This window comes from Ciceribacter sp. L1K23 (assembly GCF_018122705.1).
Classification (GTDB): Bacteria; Pseudomonadota; Alphaproteobacteria; order Rhizobiales; family Rhizobiaceae; genus Allorhizobium.
The window spans coordinates 2379302-2399410 of the sequence record NZ_JAGRRC010000001.1 but is presented as its reverse complement, the minus strand read 5'-3'; the positions used below and the strand labels follow the sequence as shown (position 1 = coordinate 2399410).

At 63.1% G+C, this 20109-nt stretch carries 20 protein-coding genes; 9 read left to right on the top strand and 11 right to left on the bottom strand.

Annotated elements, in window-relative coordinates; translation table 11 throughout:
* Positions 1–206: 206 nt before the first annotated feature.
* On the top strand, positions 207–1139 hold the full coding sequence (locus J5J10_RS11425; protein WP_211929957.1) for a diacylglycerol kinase family protein: 933 nt from the start codon (positions 207–209) through the stop codon (positions 1137–1139).
* On the opposite strand, the gene J5J10_RS11420 is transcribed toward J5J10_RS11425, so the two are convergent.
* Both J5J10_RS11420 and J5J10_RS11415 read right to left on the bottom strand, forming a co-directional pair.
* Positions 1124–1558, bottom strand: a complete 435-nt coding sequence (locus tag J5J10_RS11420) for an RbsD/FucU domain-containing protein (RefSeq protein ID WP_211929956.1) — start codon at positions 1556–1558, stop codon at positions 1124–1126. The genes J5J10_RS11425 and J5J10_RS11420 overlap by 16 nt on opposite strands.
* Complete coding sequence (locus tag J5J10_RS11415) at positions 1542–2792, bottom strand: ROK family transcriptional regulator (protein WP_211929955.1); 1251 nt, start codon at positions 2790–2792, stop codon at positions 1542–1544. The genes J5J10_RS11420 and J5J10_RS11415 overlap by 17 nt, the downstream gene beginning before the upstream one ends.
* 234 nt (positions 2793–3026) lie before the next feature.
* Between J5J10_RS11415 and J5J10_RS11410 the strand changes: the two genes are divergently transcribed.
* The 4 genes from J5J10_RS11410 to J5J10_RS11395 all read left to right on the top strand — a co-directional run bounded on the left by J5J10_RS11410 (position 3027) and on the right by J5J10_RS11395 (position 6711).
* Entirely contained in the window at positions 3027–4052 is a 1026-nt protein-coding gene (locus J5J10_RS11410) for a sugar ABC transporter substrate-binding protein (protein ID WP_208549003.1), read from the top strand.
* 144 nt (positions 4053–4196) lie between these two features.
* Entirely contained in the window at positions 4197–5276 is a 1080-nt protein-coding gene (locus J5J10_RS11405) for an ABC transporter permease (RefSeq protein WP_208549004.1), read from the top strand.
* On the top strand, positions 5276–6058 hold the full coding sequence (locus J5J10_RS11400; protein WP_208549005.1) for an ATP-binding cassette domain-containing protein: 783 nt from the start codon (positions 5276–5278) through the stop codon (positions 6056–6058). Before J5J10_RS11405 ends, J5J10_RS11400 begins: the two co-directional genes overlap by 1 nt.
* Positions 6055–6711: a nucleoside triphosphate hydrolase gene (locus tag J5J10_RS11395; RefSeq protein WP_211929954.1), complete on the top strand. Its 657-nt coding sequence runs from the start codon at positions 6055–6057 to the stop codon at positions 6709–6711. The genes J5J10_RS11400 and J5J10_RS11395 overlap by 4 nt, the downstream gene beginning before the upstream one ends.
* On the opposite strand, the gene J5J10_RS11390 is transcribed toward J5J10_RS11395, so the two are convergent.
* The 6 genes from J5J10_RS11390 to J5J10_RS11365 form a co-directional block, all read right to left on the bottom strand.
* Positions 6681–7520, bottom strand: a complete 840-nt coding sequence (locus J5J10_RS11390) for a GNAT family N-acetyltransferase (RefSeq protein WP_211929953.1) — start codon at positions 7518–7520, stop codon at positions 6681–6683. The genes J5J10_RS11395 and J5J10_RS11390 overlap by 31 nt on opposite strands.
* A gap of 1 nt (position 7521) precedes the next feature.
* Positions 7522–8268 (bottom strand): aspartate/glutamate racemase family protein, encoded by a 747-nt coding sequence (locus tag J5J10_RS11385; RefSeq protein ID WP_211929952.1) that lies wholly within the window; start codon positions 8266–8268, stop codon positions 7522–7524.
* 6 nt (positions 8269–8274) lie between these two features.
* Positions 8275–9093, bottom strand: a complete 819-nt coding sequence (locus J5J10_RS11380) for an ABC transporter permease (RefSeq protein ID WP_211929951.1) — start codon at positions 9091–9093, stop codon at positions 8275–8277.
* Position 9094: 1 nt separating this feature from the next.
* A complete protein-coding gene (locus J5J10_RS11375; protein WP_208549010.1) occupies positions 9095–10000 on the bottom strand; it encodes an ABC transporter permease in 906 nt (301 codons plus the stop codon).
* Positions 10001–10186: 186 nt separating this feature from the next.
* Complete coding sequence (locus J5J10_RS11370; protein ID WP_208549011.1) at positions 10187–11482, bottom strand: PotD/PotF family extracellular solute-binding protein; 1296 nt, start codon at positions 11480–11482, stop codon at positions 10187–10189.
* A gap of 50 nt (positions 11483–11532) precedes the next feature.
* Positions 11533–12621, bottom strand: coding sequence for an ABC transporter ATP-binding protein (locus tag J5J10_RS11365; protein WP_208549012.1), 1089 nt, complete (start codon positions 12619–12621; stop codon positions 11533–11535).
* Positions 12622–12876: 255 nt separating this feature from the next.
* Between J5J10_RS11365 and J5J10_RS11360 the strand changes: the two genes are divergently transcribed.
* On the top strand, positions 12877–13590 hold the full coding sequence (locus J5J10_RS11360) for a GntR family transcriptional regulator (RefSeq protein WP_208549013.1): 714 nt from the start codon (positions 12877–12879) through the stop codon (positions 13588–13590).
* A gap of 15 nt (positions 13591–13605) precedes the next feature.
* On the opposite strand, the gene J5J10_RS11355 is transcribed toward J5J10_RS11360, so the two are convergent.
* On the bottom strand, positions 13606–14952 hold the full coding sequence (locus J5J10_RS11355) for a glutamine synthetase family protein (protein WP_211929950.1): 1347 nt from the start codon (positions 14950–14952) through the stop codon (positions 13606–13608).
* A 200-nt stretch (positions 14953–15152) separates the two neighbouring features.
* Between J5J10_RS11355 and J5J10_RS11350 the strand changes: the two genes are divergently transcribed.
* Together J5J10_RS11350 and J5J10_RS22635 are read left to right on the top strand one after the other, a co-directional pair.
* On the top strand, positions 15153–16520 hold the full coding sequence (locus J5J10_RS11350) for an aspartate aminotransferase family protein (RefSeq protein WP_211929949.1): 1368 nt from the start codon (positions 15153–15155) through the stop codon (positions 16518–16520).
* Between the two features lie 98 nt (positions 16521–16618).
* Positions 16619–16831, top strand: a complete 213-nt coding sequence (locus tag J5J10_RS22635; RefSeq protein WP_211929948.1) for a ribbon-helix-helix protein, CopG family — start codon at positions 16619–16621, stop codon at positions 16829–16831.
* A 63-nt stretch (positions 16832–16894) separates the two neighbouring features.
* On the opposite strand, the gene J5J10_RS11340 is transcribed toward J5J10_RS22635, so the two are convergent.
* Together J5J10_RS11340 and J5J10_RS11335 are read right to left on the bottom strand one after the other, a co-directional pair.
* Complete coding sequence (locus J5J10_RS11340) at positions 16895–17671, bottom strand: SDR family NAD(P)-dependent oxidoreductase (protein ID WP_211929947.1); 777 nt, start codon at positions 17669–17671, stop codon at positions 16895–16897.
* 103 nt (positions 17672–17774) lie between these two features.
* Positions 17775–18770: an AraC family transcriptional regulator gene (locus J5J10_RS11335; protein WP_211929946.1), complete on the bottom strand. Its 996-nt coding sequence runs from the start codon at positions 18768–18770 to the stop codon at positions 17775–17777.
* 142 nt (positions 18771–18912) lie between these two features.
* Here J5J10_RS11335 and J5J10_RS11330 point away from each other — a divergent pair, with 142 nt between their 5' ends.
* Positions 18913–20106, top strand: coding sequence for an SEL1-like repeat protein (locus tag J5J10_RS11330; protein WP_211929945.1), 1194 nt, complete (start codon positions 18913–18915; stop codon positions 20104–20106).
* Positions 20107–20109: the final 3 nt, after the last annotated feature.

The window sequence follows — 20109 nt, the reverse complement described above, 5'->3', positions numbered from 1 at the left end:
CAGGTCAGCGCTGGTTGATGGCGCCGCCAAATCGGTTCGGAAGAATACTTAGCATTTATCATCCTTTTGTGCGTCGCCGCAAAGCAAAAGCTTGAAATGGCCCCACCCTCTCCCGATTTGTGGAAGACGCGGTGAAACAACGGCGGACGCCACGCGTTTGTGTCGCGCTGTGACCGGTCACCGAAATGAAGATCGAACGAGGCATCATGAAGCTGAGAGCAGTGCTGAACCGTGACGGTGGCACATTCCGCACCACCGACATGGCCGATTTCTGCGCCCGGACAACGGAGGCGTTTGCCCGTGCGGACAAGGAGCTTGAGTGCCGGATCGTGGCCGGCTCCGAGGTTGTCGGCGCCCTCGAGGAGGCATGCGCCGATTCCGGCCTCGACGGCGTCATCGCCGGCGGTGGAGACGGAACGATTTCTGCTGCTGCGGGGCTGGCTTGGCGTGCGGGCCTTCCGCTTGGCGTTATTCCGGCGGGAACGATGAACCTCTTCGCACGCGCGCTGAAGATGCCATTGGATATCCACCAGGCGGTCGAAGCGCTGGCGACCAGCCCTGTCCGATCGGTCGATATTGCGACAGCTAATGGCCGCCCTTTCGTCCACCAGTTTTCGGCCGGCATGCACGCCCGCATGGTCCGTATGCGCAACCAGATGGAATTCGCCAGCCGGCTCGGCAAGATGCGGGCGAGCTCGCAGGCGATTCTCGGTGTTATTCTCGACCCGCCGCGGTTCGAGGTTGCATTCGACCTTGACGGTGACGGAAAGCCGGAAAATCGCGATGTATCGGCAATCTCGGTATCGAACAATCCGTTCGGGGCGAACGCTCTTCTCGTGCAGGACGATCCCGCAGGCGGCAAGCTCGGCGTCTATTTCGCCGCGCCCGTTCCGTCTGCAGGTGTCGCAAAGCTCGCCTTCGATATCCTGCGGGGACGGCTGAAGGACAATGAAGCGGTCGATCATGGCACGGCGCGGACGGTGCGGCTGCACTTTCCGAAATACCGGAAGGGAGCTCTCTGCGTTCTGGATGGCGAACTGCTGCGCATGCCTGAATATGTGGAGATCCGTCAGCATCCCGGAGAATTGCGGGTCATCGCTCCGGCGGCCGTCGCGACTTTGGCTCAGGCTGCCGGATAAATCACGCCCTTCCGCAAAATCATGTTGGCATAGAGCGCCGGCTCGCTGGTGTGCACCACCGTGTGGGCAGCCTTGACCCGGTCATAGAAGGCGGCGCCGACGAGCGGGGTGATCGACCGGCCGGGCGCATGGCGTTCGCATACCTCGATCATCTCATGGTGAATGGGATCAAGGCGCTCGGCATCCGGCCCGACCGTCGACCGGAAAAGCGCCTGATCGACGAAATCGTCGACCGGCAGCACGCTGAGGATCGCGTCGAGAACCCGCACGATTCCATGGCCATCGGCCCGGATCAACCGCCGGCCATGTTCCAGTGCCGGATAGTTCCCGTCGACGACGGCGATTTCGTCGCCGTGTCCCATGGCCCGTAATGTGGCCAAAAGTTCCGGTCCGAGCAGCGGGTCAAGCCCCTTCAGCATTCTCGATCTCCTTGAAAAGCACGGTCTGGTCTATGTGGTAGCGGTTGAAGATCGGCAGGCTGGCGCCGCCGATCGCGCGCGCCTGGGCGCCAACCTGTCCCTCGACGATGTCGGGCACGACGATGCCCTGCAGGTCGAGCTTGTTCAGCTCCTCCACGGTCGCCCGCACCAGCCGTTCGCGCACCCAACCGGGAAACCCGCCGTCGATCACGGCGGCGGAAAAGTCGATGATCGATGATGCGGCGACGATCGCCTGGGCAAGCGCGGCGGCACTGTCGCGAATCCAGATTTCCAAAGGCTCGCCGAAGTCGATCCACTGGTCAGCCGCATACCAGAGCGGCTGCGGGTCGATGCCCCTGTCCCGCAGCAGCCGTTCCAGCACGAAGATCGACGCGATTTCGAGCAGCTGCCGGGTCTCGCCGTGTTTGTTGCGCACCGGCAGCGGGCCGATCGCGCCGGCTGTGCCGGTGCGGCCGACGAACAGCGCCGAATTGAGCACGATGCCGCCGCCGATGAAGGAACCGACGTAGAAATAGACGAAATCCGGATAGCGCGGCCCGATGCCGAAGACGAGTTCGGCCCCGCAGGCACTGGTCGCGTCGTTCTGGAGATAGACGGGATAGGGGAGACGGGCCGCGACCTCGGCCTGAAGGTCGAAGCCCCGCCAGGCATCCATTGCCCCGGCCGGCGCTCCCACCTCGGGTGCCCAGTTCCACAGTTCGAATGGCGCGGATATGCCAACGCCGGCGATCGCAGCACGCTGCGTCGTCGAGAGCTTTGTCTCCAGGTCGGCAATGCCGCGCGTCACGAAATCGATGATGCGTCTGGGATCGGGGTAGGGATAGGTGAAGTGGCGGTTGAGACGGATCTCGCCGACGAAATCCATCAGCACCAGATCTGCGCTGCGGCGGCCCATCTTCAAGCCGAAGGAGTAGACGGCATCCGGATTGAGGCGCATCGGCACCGAAGGCTGCCCGACGCGTCCACGCGTCGGCTCGCCCCGCATTAGGAGGCCGTCCTTTTCCAACGACCGCATGATGACGGAGACCGTCTGTGCCGACAGTCCGGTAAGTCGGGCGATCTCGGCTTTGGAAACGCCCGCATTGCGTCGGACGAGCGACAGCACGAGCCGCTCGTTGTAGGCCCGCACGCGCACCTGGTTCGCACCGCCGCCGGTCGTGGTGACCAGCGTCGAAGCATCGCCCGCGCCGGGGATGTTGTCCGAGAATGTCATGGCCGCATCCTCCCTCGATCCGCCCGGCCCTTGTTAGCGGATCGGCCGTAGAATGTCACAGCGAATTAATAATTCAACTGGATTTATTTATTGACAATCAGAAAACTCTGATGTTCATTCTGGGCCGTGGAGGAGAGGCGAGCCGGGAAGCTCGTCGGCCGGCGTGGAGGCGCCACAAAGCCACGTGAAGGGTCCGCGGGTGCGGATCTCTAACGCCATTTCGGGAGGAAAATCATGAAGAAGTCCCTGTTCGCAGCATCCATGGCAGCGCTTGCGCTCGGTTGCGTCTTTGCCGCTCCGGCAAGCGCCGCCGACGTTTCGGCCTGCCTCATCACCAAGACCGACACCAACCCCTTCTTCGTCAAGATGAAGGAAGGCGCGACCGCCAAGGCCGCCGAGATCGGCGTGACGCTGAAGTCCTATGCCGGCAAGATTGACGGCGATTCCGAAAGCCAGGTTGCGGCAATCGAAACCTGCATCGCCGATGGCGCCAAGGGTATCCTGCTCACCGCATCCGACACCAAGGGCATCGTACCAGCGGTGCAGAAGGCCCGTGACGCCGGGATCCTCGTCATTGCTCTCGACACGCCGCTCGAGCCTGTCGATGCCGCTGACATGACTTTCGCCACCGACAACCTGCTCGCCGGCGAACTGATCGGCAAGTGGGCCGCCGCAACCCTCGGCGACGCCGCGAAGGATGCCCGGATCGCCTTCCTGAACCTGACCCCGTCGCAACCGTCGGTCGACGTTCTGCGCAACCAGGGCTTCATGAAGGGCTTCGGCATCGACGTGAAGGACATCAGCAAGATCGGCGACGAAGATGACCCGCGCATCGTCGGCCATGACGTCACCAACGGTAACGAGGAAGGCGGCCGCACCGCCATGGAAAACCTTCTGCAGAAGGATCCGTCGGTCAACGTCGTCCACACCATCAACGAACCGGCTGCCGCCGGCGCCTATGAAGCGCTGAAGGCCGTCGGCAAGGAAGGCGACGTGCTGATCGTCTCGGTCGATGGCGGTTGCCCGGGCGTCAAGAACGTTGCCGAGGGTGTGATCGGCGCGACCTCGCAGCAATACCCGCTGCTGATGGCATCGCTCGGCATTGAGGCGATCAAGAAGTTCGCCGACACCGGCGAGAAGCCTGCGGCCACCGAAGGCAAGGACTTCTTCGACACTGGCGTTGCCCTTGTCACCGACAAGCCCGCGGCCGGCGTCGAATCCATCGACACCAAGGAAGGCATGGACAAGTGCTGGGGTTGATCTGACTTAGCCCGTGAAAGACTATGAGTGGCGCGGTTGGTTGGTCCTTTCCGCGCCGCAACGGGCAGCGACCGATCGCCTGGGCGGACGGGAGATCGGTCGCTTTTTATTTGCACGGGACGGATGCATCAGGGAGGACGAAACATGCAGCAAGAGGTGAAAGCCGCGGGGCCGAGCCAGGAGTTCGAGAAGGTGCTGGGCGGAAGCTCCAACCAGGTCGCCTCCTTCGAACGGAACAAGTCGGTCATAGAGCGCTTCCAGCATTTCCTTCATTCAAGCCCGGCGGCGGTGCCGCTGATCGTGCTCATCCTGTCCCTGGTCGCCTTCGGCGCGATCCTCGGCGGCAAGTTCTTCTCCGCCTTCACGCTGACGCTGATCCTCCAGCAGGTGGCGATCGTCGGCATCGTCGGCGCGGCCCAGAGCCTTGTCATCCTGACCGCAGGTATCGATCTTTCTGTCGGCGCGATCATGGTGCTGTCCTCCGTCGTCATGGGGCAGTTCGCTTTCCGCTACGGTCTTCCACCTGAAATCGCCGTCCTGTGCGGCTTCATCGTCGGTGGCTTTTGCGGCTGGATCAACGGCGCGCTGATCGCCTGGATGCGCCTTCCGCCCTTCATCGTCACGCTCGGCATGTGGCAGATCGTGCTGGCGTCCAACTTCCTCTATTCGGCCAATGAGACCATTCGCGCCCAGGATATCGAGGCCAACGCGCCCATCCTGCAATTCTTCGGCAACAACATACGCATGGGCGGAGCGGTCTTCACCTATGGCGTCATTGCCATGGTGCTGCTCGTCGCCCTGCTCTGGTATGTCTTGAACAGGACGGCTTGGGGCAGGCACCTCTATGCGGTCGGTGACGATCCGGATGCGGCGGAACTGGCGGGCGTCAACGTCAAGCGCATGCTGGTCTCCGTCTATACGCTGTCCGGCCTCATCTGCGCGCTGGCCGGCTGGGCCCTGATCGGCCGTATCGGTTCGGTCTCGCCGACCGCCGGCCAGTTTGCCAACATCGAAAGCATCACGGCCGTCGTGATCGGCGGTCTCTCGCTCTTCGGCGGGCGCGGCTCGATCCTCGGCATGCTCTTCGGGGCGCTGATCGTCGGTGTCTTCTCCCTCGGCCTGCGCCTCATCGGCACCGACCCGCAGTGGACATACCTCTTGATCGGCGTGCTCATCATCGGCGCCGTGGCAATCGACCAGTGGATCAGAAAGGTAGCAGGCTGATGACCAGGGAACCCATTCTCACCGCTCGCGGTCTGATCAAGCGCTACGGCCGCGTGACCGCCCTCGACCAAGCCGATTTCGACCTCTACCCGGGCGAAATCCTCGCCGTCATCGGCGACAACGGCGCCGGAAAGTCCTCGCTGATCAAGGCGATTTCCGGTGCCGTGACACCCGACGAAGGCGAGATCCGCCTGGAGGGGCGGCCTGTGCATTTCCGCTCGCCGATCGAGGCCCGCAAGGCCGGGATCGAGACCGTCTACCAGAACCTCGCGCTGTCGCCGGCGCTGTCGATCGCCGACAACATGTTCCTCGGCCGCGAACTCCGCAAGCCGGGCGTAATGGGCAAGGTTTTCCGCAGCCTCGACCGTCCGGCGATGGAAAAGTTCGCCCGCGACAAACTGTCGGAACTGGGGCTGATGACGATCCAGAACATCAACCAGGCAGTGGAAACCCTGTCCGGCGGCCAGCGCCAAGGCGTTGCCGTCGCCCGCGCCGCTGCGTTCGGCTCGAAGGTGGTGATCCTCGATGAACCGACAGCTGCGCTTGGGGTCAAGGAAAGCCGCAAGGTCCTCGAACTGATCCTCGACGTGCGCGCCCGTGGCCTGCCGATCGTGCTGATCTCGCATAACATGCCGCACGTGTTCGAGGTGGCGGACCGCATCCATGTCCACCGGCTCGGCAAACGCCTCTGCGTGATCAATCCGAAGGACTACACCATGTCCGACGCGGTCGCCTTTATGACCGGCGCCCGCCCGGCGCCTGACGAGGGTATCGCTGCGTGACGCCCACGCCTGACGCCATCGCCGATGACATCATCAGCCGGGCGGGCTCCGCCCGGCGTTTTCTCGTCGCCATCGCCGGTCCGCCGGGAGCCGGCAAGTCGACGCTCGCCGAGCGGCTGCGGGACATCCTGGTCGCCCGTGGCGAGGCCGCCGTTGTGCTGCCGATGGACGGTTTCCATATGGACAACGCCATTCTCGAAGCGCGCGGGCTGCTGCCCCGCAAGGGTGCGCCTGAGACCTTCGACGTGCGCGGCTTCGTCGACATCGTCAAGGCGGTCAGGGCAGGGGGCGAGGTGCTCGTACCGGTCTTCGACCGCGACCGCGAGATCACCATCAACGCCGCGCGGGAAATTACACCCGGAGACCGGATCATCCTGGTGGAGGGTAACTACCTGCTGCTCGACCGAGACCCCTGGCGGCAACTTGCACCACTCTTCGACTTCACGATTTTCGTCGCCCCGTCGATGGACGAACTCACACGCCGACTGACCGCCCGCTGGCAAGGCTACAACATGGATGCCGACGGTATCGACTGGAAGCTGAACGGCAATGACCTGCCGAACGGGCGGCTGGTGATCGAGGAAAGCAGCAAGGCGGATGTGATGCTGGAGAGTTTCGACGATCAGCCCAGTTCGAGCGTCGTCACTCCGTAGACGCCGGCAAGCGCAACAACCGGCGCCTTGCCTCGATACATCCGCGCGGTGGTGAAGCCGGGCGCAAAGCCCGCGTGTTCCAGCGTTTCCGCGAATCCGACCTGATGCTGGGGGACGTCGATCGCGAGCAGGCTGTCGGGCCGACTGGCGAGGCAGGCGGCGAACAGGTCCTCCGCCGTATCCTCGTCGGTCGCGAACAGCGGGCCTATCTTGGCGCCGTCTCCACAATCGCGAACCACGGCGAAGCCGGTGATCTGGCCATGCGCCTCGCGGACGAAAGCCGAGCGTGGGGCCGCAAGCCATGTCTTCAGGAACCCCGTCCTGTCCGCCGGAAAATGGCGCCGGTCGAGCTGGGCGAGGGCGGCAAGGTCGTCATCGGTCGCCAACCGGACGCTCTGCGGCGTGGCCATACTCTTAGGTGCCACGCCCGACCAGCGCACGGTCTCGTAGAGCGGAGCAAAGCCCATGCTGGCGTAGTTCCCCTGCTGCTCCGGCACACCGTCGAGACCGATGACGCGATCGCCGAGATAGCTCATGCCGGCATCCCAGACCCGCCGGCCGAAACCTTGGCCGCGGAACATGGGTCGACAGATATAGAGGCCGATGAAGCCGAAGCTCGTGTCGTAGGCGATGGCGGCGATACCCGCGGCCAGTTCGCCGTTGACGAAGCAGCCTATGAAACCGTCCGGATCTGCGGCGCGGAAGGCCTCGGCATCCCCGAGACCCGGATTCCAGCCTTCGCCGGCCGCCCAGCCGACAAGGTTCGTCACCTCGGCCGGCTCCAATGTCCGCACCACAACGCCGCCCATGTCACGCCGTCCCTATAGCAGCCGGGGAAAACGGTTCCAGCGCTCCGATATAAGGCTTGTGGATCGGCGAGGCATAGGCGCCGCGCTTTGCGGTCGAAAGACCCAGCGTCACGAGGCTCTCCGCCTGCTTGACCGCCGCCGCGACCCCGTCGATGACAGGCACGCCGAATTCACGTCTGAGCTCGAGCGTCAGGTCCGCCATGCCGGCACACCCAAGCACGATCGCCTCGGCCTTGTCCTCCCGCAGCGCGGTCGCGATCTCGTTGCGCAGCCGGTCGCGGGCGTTGGATTGCGGGTCCTCCAGGGAAAGCACCGGAATGTCGGCGGCCCGAACCTTGACTTTGCCGGTCATGCCGTAGCGATGGACGAGATGTTCGAGCGGCAGTCGCGAGCGTTCCATGGTGGTGACGACGGTGATGCGCTGGGCGATGAACGACGCGGCCGACAGCGCGGCCTCGCAGATGCCGAGAACGGGAATATCTGCAAGCGCACGGGCTGCATCAAGCCCGGTATCGTCGAAACAGGCGATCACGGCGGCAGAGGCGCCGTTGCGCTCTGCCCTCGAGATCTCCAGCAGAAGGCCGGGCAGCGCCAGCGCCTCGTCATAGTAGCCTTCGATGGAGACCGGCCCCATGGATGAGGTGATCGCGTCGACGGTCGTGGTGTCGCTTGCCACCCTCCGGGCGGCATCCGCGATGGTCGCGGTCATGCTGGCCGTGGTGTTGGGATTGATGACGGCGATTTTCATGCTGGATCAACCCCGGCTGCGGCGACGATTGATGCCGATGAGCAGCGCCAGGGTCCCGCCGATCACCAGGAAGGAAAACAGCGTGGTCACGGTGCCCAGCGCATAGAGCACCGGCGTCGTCACGTTCGTGGTCATGCCGTAGATTTCGAGCGGCAGGGTGTTGTAGGTGCCGGATGTCATCAGCGTGCGGGCAAACTCGTCGTAAGAAAGCGTGAAGCCGAACAGGCCGACGCCGATCAGGCTCGGCAGGATCATCGGCAGCACCACATGGCGGAAGGTCTGCCACGACGTCGCGCCAAGATCGCGGGCCGCTTCCTCGTAGGACGGCGAGAAGCGGTTGAAGATCGCGAACATGATCAGCACGCCGAAGGGCAGCGTCCAGGTGAGATGCGCGCCGAAGCCGGAGGAATACCAGGCCGGCTGCAGGCCGAGCTGTGAGAACAGCACGCCGATGCCGAGCGAGATGATGATCGACGGCACGACGAGGCTCGCGACAGCGAGATAGAAGAGCGGCGTGGCACCGATGAACTTGCGGCGAAAAGCGAGCCCCGCCAGCAGCGACACGATCACCGTGACGATCATCACCATCAGGCCGAGCGCGAAGGAGCGGCGGAAGGAACCGCCGAAATCTCCGACCGCCTGCTGTTCGAAGAGGTTGAAAAACCAGTGCACCGACACGCCGTTGAGCGGGAAGGTGAGGCCGCCGTTCGGTCCCTGGAACGAGAGGATCAGGATCGCCGACAGCGGGCCATAGAGGAACAGCACGAAAAGGGTGAAGAAGATCGCCAGAATGTAGAATTCGCGGGAGCGTTTGTCCGAATTCATCTCAAAGCTCCTTGCGGATGTCGACGACGCGCAGAATGGCGGCGACCATGAGCAGCACGAGCACCAGCAGCACCACGGCATTGGCGGCCGCCGCCGGATACTGCAGCAGCGACATCTGGTTCTTCATCATCAGCGCGACAGACGCGCTCTGGCCGCCGGACATCACCTGCACCGTCGAAAAGTCTGCCATGACGAGGGTGACGACGAAGATCGTGCCGATCGCCATGCCGGGCTTGGACAGCGGAATGATCACATTGGTCAGGATCTGCAAGCCGGAGGCGCCGGCATCGCGCGCGGCCTCTACCAGCGAACGGTCGATACGCATCATCGTGTTGAAGATCGGCGTCACCATGAACAGCGTGTAGAGGTGCACCATGGCAAGCACGACGGCGAAATCGGAATAGAGCAGCCATTCGATCGGCTGGTCGATGACACCGGCACTGACCAGCGAGCTGTTGACGATGCCGTTTCGCCCGAGCACCGGGATCCAGGAGATCATGCGGATGATATTCGATGTCAGGAACGGCACGGTGCAGACGAGAAACAGCACGCTCTGCATGGCGGCGGTGCGAATGTGGAAGGCGAGGAAATAGGCGACCCAGAAGCCGATGAAGAGTGTGATCGCCCACACCATGAAGGCATATTTCAGCGTGTTGAGATAGGTTTTCCAGGTGACCCAGGAGCCTAGCGTCTCGGTGTAGTTGAAGGTCACGAAATCGGGATACATCTGGGCGAAATCGTAGTCCCAGAAGGAAACGGTCGCGATCATCAGGATCGGCAGGAGCAGGAAGGCGCCGAGGATCAGCGCCAGCGGCGTCGCCTGCAGGTAGGAGGCAAGCCACACCGGCAGCCTGATCTCGCGCTTCGGCCGAGGCTCGCCGGCGCCGATAAATCGCACTTCCACCATGGCACTGCGTCTCCTGTGGTTTCCGAAAGAACCGGACCGGGGAGGTGGCCCCTCACCCGGCTGCCGCCACCTTCTCCCCGTGGAACGGGGAGAAGGGACTTGTGGCACTGTCGGCGCTCCATCCCCCTTCTCCCCGCTGGCGGGGAGAAGGTCCCGGCAGGGGGATGAGGGGCAGGCGCCTCAGCATTACGCCGCGATGAACTCGTTCCAGCGGCGGACCATGTAGCGGTCCTCGTCCATGACCGAGTTCCAGCAGGCGACCTTGCCCATGCGTTCCTCGAAGGAACCGCCATCGCGGACGGCTCCGGCCTTTTCCATGACCTTGCCTTCCGGAGACATGATGTCGCCGGTCGCCGGCTTGCCCTCGATCCAGTAGCCCCATTCGTCGGCCGACATGAATTCCTTGGCGGTTTCCATGCAGGCAGAGTAGTAGCCCTGGCGATTGAGGTAACCGCCGACCCAGCCGGACGTGTACCAGTTGATGTACTCGTAGGCGGCGTCGAGCTGAGCGCCAGACAGGTGCGACGCAAGGCCGAGACCGCCGCCCCACGAGCGGTAGCCTTCCTTCAGCGGCTGGTACTTGCAGGCGATGCCCTTGGAGCGGACAGCGGCGACGGCCGGCGACCACATCGACTGGATGACCACTTCACCAGACGCCATCAGGTTGACGGACTCATCGAAGCTCTTCCAGAAGGCGCGGAACTGGCCCGCCTGCTTGGCCTTGATCAGGAAGTCGATCGTTGCATCGATCTCTTCCTTGGTCATGTTGCCCTTGTCGGCATAGGTGATGTTGCCCATCGCCTCCATGATCATCGCGGCGTCCATGATGCCGATCGACGGAATGTTGAGGATCGAGGTCTTGCCCTTGAAGGCCGGGTCCATGATGTCGGCCCAGGTGGTGATCTCGCGGCCGACCAGGTCCGGGCGGATGCCGAGCGTATCGGCGTTGTAGATCGTCGGCATCATCGTGAAGAACTCGGTCTCGCCCGATGCAAAGGTTTTGGCGTCCTTGCTTTCGACATAGCCAACCGTATGCGGCGCCGTGCCCTGCGCGATCACGCTGTCGGGCAGCAGTTTGCCTGTTTTGAAGAGCGGCACGACCTTGTCGTAGTATTTCAGCTTCGAGGTTTCCATCGGCTGGATCACGCCGGTCGGATAGACCTTCTTCAGGATCCAGTACTCGATGTCGGCGATGTCATAGGAGTTCGGCTGCGTGACGGCGCGCTGGGCGGCGGCGTCAGAATCGGTAGCCGTCATCTCGAGCGTGATGCCGAGGTCGGCCTTGCACTTCTCGGCGATGGCATTGATGTTCGACACGCCGGTGCCGAACTGGCGAAGCGTGATCGGGTTCTGCGCCCAGATTGTCGGGAAACCGGTGATGGCACCCGAACCGGCGGCGAGTCCGGCGGCGGCAGAAGCGGTCTTCAACAGGCTGCGGCGGGTGATCCCGCTGCCGGCGGTGGTGGTTTTCTTCTTGGTCATGTCCCAGTTCTCCTCAGAGGTTTGTTGGTTTCGGGCATGCATGCGCGCGATCAGATCCCGGAGGTGCCGAGAACGATCACATCCGACGCCGCCCAGGAGAGCGGCACGGCATCGCCGACCTTGACGGGCAGCGCGAAGTATTCGGCGTCCGTGAGGACGACCGTGAAATCCTCGATGCCGGCCCCGTTCACCGCGATCTTCACGGAGGAGCCGAGATATTCGACGTTCGAGACGACGCCGTTGAAACCGAGTAGGGGCTCGGGTTGGGTGCCGATGTGGATGCGGTCCGTGCGGATCGCGAGATCGAGTGGCGCGCCGACCTCGGCCGGCGACGGTCCGGCAGCGAAACGGCCGCCACCGACGACTTCGATGATTGTGGAGGTCTCGCTCTTTTCGGCGACCTTGCCGGCTATAACGTCGTGGTTGCCCATGAAGCGGGCAACGAAGGCCGTTGCTGGCTGTTCGAATACGGTTCGCGGGGTTGCCGCCTGCTCGATCCTGCCGCCGCTCATGACGACGATCAGGTCGGCCAACGCCATCGCCTCTTCCTGGCTGTGGGTGACGTGGATGAAGCTGATGCCGAGCGACGTTTGCAGCTTTTTCAGTTCGGCGCGCATGCGGATTTTCAGGAACGGATCGAGGGCCGAGAGCGGCTCGTCGAGCAGCAGCGCCTCCGGCCTGGTGATCAGCGCACGGGCCAGCGCGACGCGTTGCTGCTGTCCGCCCGAAAGCTGGGCCGGCCGACGGCTGGCATACGGCTCCAACTGCATCAGCTTGAGCATATCCAGCGCCTGCGCCCGGCGCGCCTCCTTCTCCGCCCCCTTCATCTTCAGGCTGAAGGCGACATTGTCGACGAGATCGAGGTGCGGGAAGAGCGCGTAGGACTGGAACATCATCGCCGTGCCGCGGGCGGCTGGCGGCAGGTCGGTGACATTGGCGTCGCCGAGCAGGATGTCGCCGGACGAGACGCTTTCGTGCCCCGCGATCATCCGGAGTGTTGAGGTCTTGCCGCATCCCGATGGCCCGAGCAGGCAGCAATAGGTTCCGGCAGGTATCTTCAGGCTGATCGGATGGACGGCGGTCGTCGTTCCATAGACCTTCGATACGGCGGCAAGTTCGATATCGGCGCTCTTCGTCATGACAGGCTCCAGTGCTGGAACATGTCATGCATAAGGCGTGCCATTTTGCTGCGGCGCACCTAACTTACTGAAAGATTAAGGTTTCGACGTGGTTGTTGAGTTGCATACGTATGCTACGCAATAGTGCATGCATAAAAATCACGCGAACGCATACAATTTATGTGCAACTTTGTCGGCAATGTGAGTGGATCGGATCTTAGGGTGCTATTTCATTTGTCCGGCATCAGCGATACAAGAAGGCAACTGGAGCCAAAGATGAGAGCTGTTTCCAAAGCCGTGACCGTGTCCGACATGCCGCAGGAGGACCGCGCCCGCGCCATTCGCGATGCCCTGCGCGACGCGATCGTCGATCGACGGCTGGCGCCCGGCACGAAGCTTTCCGAAGCCGAGGTCGGAACACTCTTCGACGTCAGTCGCACGGTGGTGCGTGATGCCCTGCAGATGCTCGCCTTCGAGGGCCTGGTGAAGACGGAGCGAAACCGGGGCGCTTTTGTATCCAATCCTTCGCCGGAGGAGGCGCGACAAGTCTTTGCGTCCCGCCGGCTGATCGAGCCGGGGATTGTCGCCGCCGCAGCCGAACGCCTCACGCCTGCCGATATCCAGCTGTTTCGTGAGCACCTGAAGGAGGAGGCCCGCCACAAGAGCGAGCGCGGCGCCAATGCCCGGCGTGCCGAGATCAAGGCGTCTGGCGATTTTCACCTGTTGCTCGCGAGATTCTCCGGCAATGCCATTCTCGAAAAGTTCATGGACGAACTCGTCGCGCGTTCATCGCTGGTGATCGCGCTTTACGGCCGCACTGGGATCTCGAGCTGCGGCCATGACGACCACACCGAAATCCTCGACGCGTTGGAGCAGGGGGATGTGGCGGCTGCGACCGACCATATGCTGCACCACATCGCCCACATCGAGTCGGATCTAGACCTGCGCGAGGTTGAGGCAATGACGCTGAAGGACGCGCTGTCGCTTTGACGGACGGCTGCCGCGTCAGATGCGTGGCAGGTAGGTCTGGTAGTCGAAGCTGGAGACGGTGCGAAGGAACGCCATCGCTTCCTTGCGCTTGGTGTCGCCATAGATGCGCTGGTACTCCGCCCCGAAGATATCCCGGATGAAGTCCGAGGCCCGGAAGCGCTCGACGGCTGTCAGGAAGTCGTAGGTCAGCATATCAGGATTTTCCGGCGCGCTGTCGGGGCTCGTCACCGGGCCGGGATCGAGATCCTCATCGAGACCGAGCAGAATGCCGCCGAGGATAGCGGCGAGCAGCAGGTGCGGATTGGCGTCGGCACCGGCGACTCGATGCTCGATACGCGCCGCCGGGCCGTCCTTGTCCGGAATGCGGATCGCCGTGCCACGATTGCCGAAGCCCCAGTCGATCTTGTCGGGCGCGAAAGAGCCCGGCTGGAAGCGGCGGTAGGAATTGGCAAACGGCGCGAAGATCAGCTGCGCCTCCTGCATGCTCTTCAGCATGCCGGCGGTGATCGATTTCAGCTTCGCCGGATCACCGCCCTTGGCATCGAGGATGTTCTTGCCGTCCTTGTCTATGATCGAGCAGTGCACGTGCAGACCAGAGCCGGCATGGTCGCCATAGGGCTTGGCCATGCAGGTGGCTTTGAGGCCATGCCGGCGGGCGGCGAAATCGGCGACGCGCTTCAGGTAGATACAGTCGTCGGCGGCTGCCATCGCATCGGCCTTGTGCAGCAGGTTCACCTCGAACTGGCCGGGGCCGAACTCGGCGGTGGTCGCATCGGCCGGCAGGCCCATGTCGTCGCAGTAGCGGCGGATGGTTTCGAGATAGTCTTCCATCGCGGCTGTCGCCCGCATGTCGTAGAGCTGGAAGCCTTCGACCTCGCCGTTCATGACCAGCGCCTTCGGTGGCATTGGCTTGCCCGTGTCGCGAAAATCCGGCTCGACCACATAGAATTCGAGTTCGGTCGCAACGACAGGCGTCAAGCCCTTGGCCTCGAAGCGTTTCAGCACGTTGGCAAGGATTGCTCGCGGGCAGATCTCGTGCGGCTTGCCATCCAGCTTATGCATGGTGGCGAGAACCTGCTTCGAACCTTCCGGACCCCAGGGCAGGGTCGTCAGCGAGTTGCGGTCGGCGACGCAGATACCGTCGGGATCGCCGAGTGTCAGCGATATCCGGGTGATGTCGTCGTTGTCGTCGCCCCAGATGTCGAGCGACTGGGTCGAGGCCGGCAGACGCACGGTATTTTTCCAGACTTTGTCCTCGGCCTTTATCGGGATCATCTTGCCGCGCAGGTCGCCGTTCATGCCGACGAGGAGAACTTCGATACGGGCTGACGATGCGTCGGCGGCCACAGGCTTTTCAGTCATGAAACGGCGTCTCACTGGCTTGTTTTAGAGATACTTGGCCGCAGTGAACCGCTGGTCGGTGCCCTTGCCAAACGCATCCGGGAAGGTCATGTTCGTAGCCGATAACCAACCGCCTTTCAATCAGGCACGGGTAAGGACCACGGAGAGGGAGATGGGCCCCTGTCCGCCGGTTTTCTTGCGCTTGTCTAGGAGATACCGTCATGACCAAGACTGCAGCATTGTCCAATCTCGCCGCCATCGATGCCGCCCATCACCTGCATCCCTTCTCCGACATGAAGAAGCTGAACGCGGCGGGCACCAAGATCATCAACCGCGCCGAGGGTTGCCATATCTGGGATTCCACCGGCAAGCAGTACATCGATGCCTTTGCCGGCCTCTGGTGCGTCAATGTCGGCTACGGCCGCAAGTCGATCGCCGATGCGGCCTATGCGCAGATGCAGGAACTGCCCTACTACAACACCTTCTTCGGCACGACGACGCCGCCCGCCACCCTGCTCGCCCAGAAGATCGCCAGCCACACCGGCGGCAAGCTCAACCATGTCTTCTTCACCAATTCCGGCTCGGAAGCCTCCGATACCTGGTTCCGCATGGCGCGCGTCTACTGGAAGGCGCTTGGTCACGAGACGAAGACCCAGGTGATTGCGCGCAAGAATGCCTATCACGGCTCCACCGTCGCCGGCGCCTCGCTTGGCGGCATGAAGTGGATGCATGAACAGGGCAACCTGCCGATCGACGGCATCCACCACATCGGCCAACCCTACTGGTATGCCGAGGGCGGCGACCTGTCGCCGGAAGCATTTGGCCTCAAGGTCGCGAAGGAACTGGAGGATAAGATCCTCGAACTCGGCGAGGACAATGTCGCCGCCTTCGTCGCGGAGCCGATTCAGGGCGCCGGCGGCGTCATCGTGCCGCCGTCGACCTACTGGCCGGAAATCAAGCGCATCGCCGCAAAGTACAAGATCCTGCTGGTCGCCGACGAAGTGATCAGCGGCTTCGGCCGGCTCGGCACCTGGTTCGGCCACCAGTACTACGATTTCGAGCCGGACCTCGCGCCGATCGCCAAGGGTTTGTCATCCGGCTACCTTCCAATCGGCGGCGTGCTTATCTCGGAACGGGTTGCCAAGGTCATGGTCGAGGAACTCGGCGATTTCTACCACGGTTACACCTATTCCGGTCACCCGGTTGCCGCGGCGGCCGCGCTGGAAAACCTCCGCATCATCGAAGAAGAGGGACTGGTCGAGCGCGTGCGTGACGATGCCGGTCCGTATCTCGCCAAGGCGCTCGCCTCGCTGGCCGACCACGACCTCGTCGGCGAGGTGGTCAGCGTGGGCCTGATGGCCGCCGTCCAGATCGCCGCCGACAAGTCGACTCGCCGCCGCTATGCCAAACCCGACGATATCGGGACGCTGGTGCGCAACCAGTGCGTCGACGCCGGCGTCATCCTGCGCGCCACCGGCGACCGCATGCTGTTCTCCCCGCCGCTGATCATCTCGCACTCCGAGATCGACCAGGCTGTCGAGACCCTGCACAAGGGCCTCGACTGGCTGAAGGACAATCACCGGGAATAGCTCTCGTTCGAAGGCGCGTCTCCCGATTGGGAGACGCATCTGAGCCGCGTTGCTCAATAATATGTGTTATATAGTGGCGGTCTCACCTGAGGGTCGCCATGAGAATACGTGTCGATATTCCGCGGTCCCATCTGGACGGGCTCGATAGGCTTGCGAGCGAACGCAAAGTGTCCCGCGCCGCGCTTATCCGCGCAGCAGTCGATGAATTGCTCAGTAAAGAGAGGACCGAAACCGTCCGCGACGCCTTTGGTCTTTGGAATGGCGAGCTTAACGGCCTCGCATTCCAGCGAAAGCTGCGTCATGAATGGTGATGATGCTGTTCTACACCGACGTGCTCATCAACTACCTGAACTGGGTATGATCATTCGTATGCCTCACGGCATGATCTGCCCGCCATTGACGTCGATCGTCTGCCCGGTGACGTAGCCCGAGAGCATGTCCGACGCCAGGAAGAGATAGGCGCCGACGCAATCCTGCGCCGTTCCCGTCCGTTGCAGCGGCACGCTTCCCGCGACGGAATCAAGCTGGCCGGGCAGGGCGTACTTGTCCTGGAATGGCGTGGTCATGACGCCGGGCGCCACGGCGTTGACGCGGATCTTGTGCTTGCCGAATTCCAGCGCCATGCCCTTGGTCACCGCCGCGACGAACGCCTTGGACGAACCATAGACGCCGGAGCCGGCCGTGCCGCCCGTGCGCGCCGCGACCGAGGTCGTGTTGGTGATAAAGCCGCCTTGTTTTTTCAGGTAGGGCAGGGCCGCGCGGCTGGTCGAGATCACCGAGCGCGCGTTGACGTCCATGACCTTGTCGTAGTGCTCGTCGGTCATCTCCTCGTAGAGCACGCGCGCGATCATGCTGCCGGCATTGTTGATGACGCCATCAAGCCGTCCGAAGGTCTTCGCGACCTTCTCGACCGCCGCCACCATCTTGTCCGAAATCGCCGCATCGCCCTGCGCCAGCACGACAGCGCCGCCAGCCTGCTCGATATCCCGCGCGATCGCATGCGCCGCTTCCGTGTTCGAGTTGTAGTGCAGGCCTATGAGAGCGCCTTGCGCCGCAAACGCATAGGCAAGCGCCGCGCCGATCCCGCTCGACGCGCCTGTGATCAGCACGGCCTTGCCGCGGAGGTCGGGGATGATAAGGGTGTCGGTCATGGGGGGCTCCTTCCGTTGAACGGAGACTAGCCCATGTCCGGTTGTCTGACCACCCGCGTGGAGCAGTGATGCAGCAGCCGGGCATGAGGCGTTGGCGCGTCCCCTACAGTACGGCCAGCCAGCGGTCGAAGACGGGCCGATCGGACGACGCCGTCAGCAGGGTCGACCGGTCCCGTCCGCCGCTTGCCCACGCGTGGCGGGCTTCGCTTGGCGAGCAGTCGAACAGCGTCCGGAAGGCACGGCTGAACTGAGCTTCGCTGGAAAAGCACAGTGCATCGCTGATCTCGCCCAGTCGCAGCTGCGGTTCTCGTGACAGCATCCTGGCGGCCTCCCGAAGCCTTGCCTCCCGGATGCAGCTCGCGACACCGCCGCGCGGTTCGAACAGACGGTAGAGCACGGAGCGGGAGATACCGATGGAGCGCGCGACATAGTCGGGATCGAGTTTGGGATTGTGGAGGTTGGCATTGATGAACGCCCTGGCCTTGTCGAGCGCGACGAGGTTCAAGCCGCCGCTGGCGAGTGCTGCGTGGCGCTCCGCAGGGTTGAGGCAGGCTGCAATGACGGTGGGGGTCAGTGCCGTGATGGACTCGATCGATCCCGCATCGAGATTGGGCCCGTGCCGCATCAGCGCCGCGACATGATCCGCAAGAACCATGGCCGAGCCGTGGTTGAGCGACAGCGCATGAAAGTCGCTCAGACGCCCGCTGTCGCTTCCAAGCATGCGACGCGGCACCACGAGAGACAGGTTGCGGCCCGGCGTGATGCTCTCCTCGGTCACTTGCGCCAGATCGATGATGCGCAGGGAGGCCGGTCTCTTCATGTCGTCGAGATCGACCCTGATCAGCAGATGATCGAGGAAGTCTTTCAGGGTGCGCCTGCGGGACCGGCTGTGGCGAAAGCTCCGGCTTTCCATCGAACTGACAAGCATCGAACCGAGATGCAGGCTGACGATTTCCCCGGAGAAAGACTGACTATCCTCGCGCTGAAGCGCTTCCATGTCGAACATGGTCCCGATCCGGGCGCGGAAGGCGTCGAACCGATCCTCGGCTGCATGAGCATCGGTGGAAAAGCGCTGTGTCGCGACGAGTCCTGGTCGCATCGTCCTCCTCCCAGCGGTCGATATCTGAACTTCGGGACGCAGACGCAAGGCTGCGCAGCCGAAAGGGACACCCTGCTTAGGCGAATTTGGACGCCAGGGCTATATCCCGCTCCATCCATTTTGGGGCGGAAGGGGAGATCCGATGAGAATGCTGATCCTGTCTTTGCTGGTCACCGTCGCCGTTTTGCCGCTCGGCTCGCAAGCCGTTGCCGGCGATGTCGCCGCTCTGTGCGATCGCTTTGCGGCAAGCCCGAACGACCGTGATCTAGGCGCCGCCGGTATTCCTCTGGGGCAAGTGGACGGACTGAAGGCGAAAGAGGCCTGCGAGCCGGCGTTAGCCGCCGATCCTATGAATGCGCGTCTTGCGTTTCAGCTCGGGCGGACCGAGGAAAAGCTCGGCAACTATAAACGGGCCCGCCAGCTTCTCGAGCAGGCATCGGCCGGCGGTTATGCCCTGGCGGACATCGAACTCGGTATCTTCCACGAGGATGCGCTGGGCGGGCTCGAACAGGATTATGCGAAGGCGATGCAGTCCTACCTCAAGGCATCGGCCGCCGGTTATGCCGTGGCCGACAACAATATCGCCGTCCTCTACGAGAACGGATTGGGAGTGTCTGCGGATCCGGCAAAGGCACTTGAATGGTACCGCAAGGCCGCAGCCGCCGATTATATCTCGGCCGTGGGCAATCTCGCCTGGTTGCTGGAGCACAATCCGGACCTGTCAAAAGATCCCTCCGAAATGGTGGAGGCCTACAAGCGCGCTGCTGCGGCCGGTATCGACTATGCGCTGACGCGGCTTGGCGTCTTTTATCGTGATGGCCTTTTCGGCGTCGAACAGGATGCCGGCAAGGCGGTTGCGGCCTTTGAGGCGGCTGCGGAAAAGGGTGACGGTTGGGCCGAGCTCTATCTCGCGCAGGTCCTGCTCTCTCCCTATCCGGGGGTGGCCAATGCCGTGCGCGCCCAGGACATACTGCAGTCGCTGTCCGACAACGACGACGCGGCGCTTCGCGCGGAGGTGCTGGTCACACGGGCGATGGCTGTGCTCCGGAATGGCGGAACGAGAGCCGAGGCAAGGGACCTCGTGAGGCAGGCGATAGAGGCGGACCCCGATAGCGCGGCCGTTCATGCCGCCAGAGCTGAGGTGTTGCGGCGGGAAAGCGACCTTCATGCGGCCGACGACGCCCTCGCGGAAGCGATCGCTGTCGATCCGGGCTTCAAGCCTTTTTATGTCGCCAGACAGTCCGTCTTGCGGGAGCTTGGGCGCGACGAGGAAGCGGCTGCTCTTGGCAAGGATATGGAACACGCCCGATATGGCGCGTTCTTTGCCGGTCTGTGACCT